The sequence below is a fragment of the Azospirillum sp. B506 genome, assembly GCF_000333595.1.
Taxonomy (GTDB): Bacteria; Pseudomonadota; Alphaproteobacteria; order Azospirillales; family Azospirillaceae; genus Azospirillum.
This window is the reverse complement of sequence record NZ_BADK01000303.1, coordinates 1-5365: the sequence shown is the minus strand read 5'-3', so window position 1 is coordinate 5365 and position 5365 is coordinate 1. Positions and strand designations below refer to the sequence as shown.

4 protein-coding genes and 1 pseudogene are annotated in these 5365 nt (G+C 65.6%); 3 read left to right on the top strand and 2 right to left on the bottom strand.

Going from position 1 to position 5365, the window contains the following annotated elements; all coding sequences use genetic code 11:
- Positions 1–294: pseudogene (locus I71_RS09405) on the top strand (glycosyl transferase); the annotation flags it as partial.
- Positions 291–1403 (top strand): sulfotransferase, encoded by a 1113-nt coding sequence (locus tag I71_RS09400; RefSeq protein WP_042694198.1) that lies wholly within the window; start codon positions 291–293, stop codon positions 1401–1403. The pseudogene I71_RS09405 and the gene I71_RS09400, both read left to right, overlap by 4 nt.
- A gap of 4 nt (positions 1404–1407) precedes the next feature.
- On the opposite strand, the gene mazG is transcribed toward I71_RS09400, so the two are convergent.
- Both mazG and I71_RS09390 read right to left on the bottom strand, forming a co-directional pair.
- The gene (gene mazG / locus I71_RS09395; RefSeq protein WP_042694196.1) at positions 1408–2217 is read right to left on the bottom strand and encodes a nucleoside triphosphate pyrophosphohydrolase; all 810 of its coding nucleotides are present in this window, start codon (positions 2215–2217) and stop codon (positions 1408–1410) included.
- Between the two features lie 82 nt (positions 2218–2299).
- On the bottom strand, positions 2300–3247 hold the full coding sequence (locus I71_RS09390; RefSeq protein ID WP_083897070.1) for a helix-turn-helix domain-containing protein: 948 nt from the start codon (positions 3245–3247) through the stop codon (positions 2300–2302).
- 66 nt (positions 3248–3313) lie between these two features.
- Here I71_RS09390 and I71_RS09385 point away from each other — a divergent pair, with 66 nt between their 5' ends.
- Complete coding sequence (locus I71_RS09385; RefSeq protein ID WP_199902142.1) at positions 3314–5359, top strand: FUSC family protein; 2046 nt, start codon at positions 3314–3316, stop codon at positions 5357–5359.
- Positions 5360–5365: the final 6 nt, after the last annotated feature.

Below are 5365 nucleotides of genomic sequence, written 5' to 3'. Positions count from 1 at the left end.
GTGCTGCCCTGGGTTCTGCTGGGTTCGGCACTGTTGCACCCGCTGCATTTGCCAGCGGTCCTCCTGGCCGGGCTGGCGGCGGTGGCGGGTCTGGCATCCCGCCTGATGCTTGCCGTCCGCTTCCGCCAGAGCGTCATCGGTGCCCTGCTGCATCCGGTCGGCGTGCTCATCATGCTGGCAATCCAGTGGTCGGCACTGCTGCGCGCCCGCCATGGCAAGCCATCGGAATGGCGCGGCCGGGCCTATCCGGCCGGACCGGGAACAGGGCGGGGGGAGAGGGCGGGCGCGCCATGACCCCTTGGTTGCGCCGCAACGGTCACCGCATCTTCCACCCGCTGGCGGGGGCGGACGTGGCCACGCTGGCGGCCGTGCTGCGCCAGGGCGGCGGTGTCGGGCCGCTGCACCTGCACCGCGTTGCGACCGCCGTCGGTGCCGCCGCGATCCGTGCCCCCCTCGACCTGCTGGAGCGGCGGATGGTGGAGCGGCTGGCGGGGCAGGGCAGGGCTGCGGGGCCGCCGCCGTTGTTCATCCTCGGTCACTGGCGCAGCGGCACCACCCATCTGCTGAACCTGCTTGCCCAGGACGAGCGGTTCACCGCCCCCGACCCGCTGGCGGTCGGCCTGCCCTGGGGATTTCTCAGCCTGAACGCCTTCTGGCGGTCGAGGCTGGAGGAATGGCTGCCGCCCGACCGTATCATCGACGCCATGCCGGTCGACCCGACCTCTCCGCAGGAGGATGAGTTGGCCCTGGGCCTGATGCAGCCGCTGTCCTATTACCACGGCATCTTCTTCCCCAGGCACCTGCACCGCGCCTTCCGGCAAGGCGTCCTGTTCGAGGGCTGCCGGCCGGAAGCCGTCGCGCTGTGGCGCCGTCGGATGACCCATTACTTGACCAAGATGCAGATTTACGCCGGCGGCCAGCGCCTGCTGATCAAAAATCCGGCCCACACGCCAAAATTGGCGGAGCTTCTGGCGCTGTGTCCCAATGCGGTCTTCGTCCACATCCACCGCGATCCCTATGAGGTGTTCAGCTCCACCCGACGCATGCTGTTGACGCTGCTGCGGGAGTTCTCGCTGCAAGCCTACGACCCGCAGGCGGTGGGCGGGCTGGTGTTGGAGCTGTATCCGGCAATGATGGCGCGGTTCGACCGCGACCGGGCGCTGTTGCCGCCCGGCCGGCTGGTGGAGATCCGCTACGACCGCTTCGTCGCCGATCCGTTGGAAACGCTGGCCGAAGTCTATGGCGGGCTGGGACTGGGGCCGTTCGGGCCGGTGAAGCCGTACATGGAGCGGTATCTCGCCGGCGTGTGCGAGTACCGCCGCGCCCGCCATGAGCTTGAGGATCCGGACCGCCGCGCGGTGCGCCGCCGCTGGGCCTTCGCCTTCGACCGCTGGCGCTATTGAAGCCTCAGACTTCTCCGCGCTCCTCGCGCTTGGCCTGTTGCCACAGTGCTTCCATTTCGTCGAGCGTGGCATCCTGCGGCTTGCGGCCCCCGGCGGCCAGCAGGGCTTCGATGCGGTGGAAGCGGCGTTCGAACTTGGCATTGGTGCCGCGCAGAGCCGTTTCCGGTTCAACCTTCAGCCGGCGGCCGAGATTCACCAGCGCGAACAGCAGGTCTCCCAGCTCGTCCGCCACGCGCTCCTGCGCCGAGCCGGCGTCCATCTCCGCCCGCAGCTCCCGCACCTCCTCCTCGATCTTGTCGAGGATGTCGCGCGGATCGGTCCAGTCGAAGCCGACGCGCGCCGCACGGTTCTGCAGTTTCAGCGCCCGGGTCAGTGCCGGCAGACCGCCGATCACACCTTCCAGCGCCGACGGTGCCCGGCCTTCCTCGGCGGCCTTTGCCGCCCGTTCGGCCGCCTTGTGGTCCTCCCAGCGCGAGGTCTGCTGGTCCGACGACTTCACCTCTTCCGGACCGAAGACGTGGGGGTGGCGGCGGATCATCTTGTCGGTGATGACGCCGGCCACTTCGTCAAAGTCGAACAGCCCCTCTTCGCGGGCCATCTGGCTGTAATAGACGACCTGGAACAGCAGATCGCCCAGTTCCTCGCGCAGGGCGACCTTGTCGTCCTTCTCGATGGCGTCGGCGACCTCATAGGCCTCCTCAATCGTGTGTGGCGCGATGGAGCGATAGGTCTGCTCCAGGTCCCACGGACACCCGCCGTCGGGATTCCGCAGCCGCGCCATCACGTCGAGCAGCCGGTCGATGTTGCGGGTCATGTCGTGCCGTCTCCAGATCCGGGAGGGGGAAAGCCCGGGACGATAGCCGAGCCGGGCGGACGGGGGAAGTGGATCGGGCAGCCTATGCGGAGCCGCCGTCGAGGCGATGATCCGGGCAGCGACGTTGGCGTCCAAATTGCTGGTCTCGTCCGTTATCGGCTGGGCGTTCCGGCCTCGACGCCCATTGCCCTCGTCTTATTCGGGACTGTGACAGTTTCACCCTGCGTTGAGTGAAATACTGCGCCGGTGTACTTCCCAGGGCTTTCTTGAACATCGTGATGAAAGCATTGACCGACTCATAGCCCAGCGAATCCGCCACAGTCTGCACCGTTGCCCCGCCGGCCAAGTCACGAAGCGCGACGACAAGATGAAACTGCTGTCGCCATCGCCCGAACGTCAGGCCTGTCTCCCGGATCATCAAACGAGCCAGCGACCTCTCGCTCATCGCAACGCGCTTTGCCCATTCTCCCAATGTACTCCGGTCGGATGGATCGATCGTCAAGGCGTCGGCGATCGCCCGGATCTTCGGGCTGTTGGAAATGGGCAGGTTGAAGTGTTCGCGCGGCATCCCGGTCAACTCGTCCAGCGTTACCCTCGCGAGCCGGGCGGCATGGCTGTCCGGCGAATAGTCCGATACCTCGCCGGTCAACCGGTTGACCAGTTCCCGCACCAGCGGAGAAATCGATAGCGTACAGCAGACATCGGGCAGATTTGCGGCTCCCGGCTCCACGAACAGGTAGCTGAGGCGGGCATTTGCCGTCGTCCTGACACTGTGCGGCATGCTGCCCGGGATCCAGACGCCGCAGTCCGGCGGCACGATCCAGATCTCGTCGTCCGCGCTGCAGGTGACGGCGCCATGCAGCGCGAGAATCAACTGCCCCCTCCGATGCACATGCACAGGCACTTCCGCCTCGTATTCCGCGAAATCGAGCAAACGTGCGACCGCAGGCCGATCGGCCAGATCGGGGTCATAGACTGAAACGGCAGACCGCGGTGCGGAGATGGGGTTCGGCATAATCGACTTTGGCATGATTCAGGGATTTTTTGACAGGATACCTAATTTATAATGCTGTGCAACGCGCCGATACTCAGCGGCATGAGAACCGACCATCCTTCAAACCAGCGCTTCGCCATCACCGGAATCGTCCTCCAGATCGCGGCCATCGGTCGCGCGTTGTCACTGCAATCCCGGATGCCGATATTGCGGGCTGACGCGGATGCGCTGCTCTTCTCGGTGAAGAGCTTCGCCGCGGCGATGCTGGCCTACTACATCGCGCTGCGTGCAGGAGTGCCGAAACCCTCCTGGGCAATCGTCACCGTCTATATCGTTTCACAAAATTCGGCCGGCGCGTCGCTCAGCCGTGGCGTCTATCGCTTCGCGGGGACGATTGTCGGTGCCGTGGCGACCGTGGCGATCATCCCGTGCTTCGTGAACGATCCGATTGTCTGCAGCGTGGTTCTTGCCAGCTGGATCGGCCTTTGCCTTTACCTCTCGCTGCTCGACCGCACCGCGCGGGCCTATGCCTTCGTTCTGTCCGGCTACACCGCCAGCCTGATCGGCTTCCCCGCCGTGCTCAACCCCGCCGCCATCTTCGATACGGCGTCGGTGCGGGTTCAGGAGATCTCCATCGGCATCCTCTGCGCCGTCCTTGTCCATCGCTTCGTCCTGCCGAAGCGCATGACCGGCCAGTTCACCGCCAAGCTGTCGGCTACGCTGCGGGACGCCCGCCGGCTGGCGGCTGACGCACTTCGCGGAAGCTCCGGGCAGGCGCTCCGCCGCGACCGTGACCGGCTCGCGGGGGATCTTCTCGCCCTGCAGGGGCTGGCCGTTCACCTGCCTTACGACCCGGTCCCGGTTACGCCGAGCCGCGAAACGCTGCAACTGATCCATGACCGGCTTGCGCGACTGCTTCCGCTTGCGACGGAAGTCGAGGACCGCATCCATGCCCTTCGCACTGGAAGCCGCAGCCTGCCCGACGAATTGACCGCACTGCTGGATGAAGTGGGGCTTTGGATGGCAACAGCCGATGCGGCTGGAAGGGACGCCATTGCGATCCGGTTGATCGACTGTGCAAAGACGCTGCGGACACGCAGAACCGCAGAGTCCATGACGGTTGGCGACAGGATCGCCGCCAATCTCGCCGGTCACCTCGCCGAGATGATTGCCCTGATTCACGAGTGCGACCGGCTTGAACGGATCGTTGTGCGGAACGGCACACGCACTGTAACGGCCACCGCATCGCATCTCGGCGTCAGGCGCGCGATTGGCTATGTCTATCACCGCGACCCCTGGATGGCAGCCCGGTCCGCGCTGGGGGCGGTCGCCGGCATCGTCATCGGCTGTGCGTTCTGGATCTGGTCGGCTTGGCCGGAGGGTGGAATGGCGGTGTCGATCCTGGGCGTCTGCTGCGCCCTGTTCGGCAATGTCGACACGCCGGCGCCGAATGTCGTCAAATACATGACCGGCTCGGTCGCCGGAGTTGCGATCAGCCTGGCCTACAGCTACGTCATCCTTCCCCGCGTGGCGGACTTTGCCGGTCTCGTCGCAGTGCTCGCCCCGGCCTTCCTGTTCGCCGGCTCCCTGCAGGCACGACCGCCGACGACCTATATGGCGCTCGGCATTACCCTGACGATCCCGATCCTTTCGGGACTGGGCGCCACCTATGCCGGCGACTTCGCCGGGTCGCTCAACAGCACCATCGCGCTGTTTGCGGCAATGGGATTTGCGGTCGTGAGCATGAGCCTGTTTCAGACGATACCGGTCGATGCAGCGATTGGCCGGCTGCTTCGACTGAACCGGCAGGATGTCAGGCGGCGGGCAATGGGTGGCGGATCCGACGAGGCGCTCTGGACAAGCCTCATGATCGACCGGACGGCTCTGCTGCTTCCCAGGCTCCGGCTGTCCGGGAAATCCCATCCGGATGTGCTTGACGATACCCTGCACCATCTTCGTGTCGGTCATGCCGCCAGTCGCCTTTATCGGGCAATCCGCCATGTCGGCGGCAATGGCGACACCGTCAATGACCGCGAGATCGGCGATGGCGGGTTCGAGCTTCTTACCGCGATTGCCCTGCGCTTCGGCCCCGGATACCGGATGGGGCTTTCGATGCCATCGCTCTGCACCGGCGCATCGAAACGCTGATGGCGC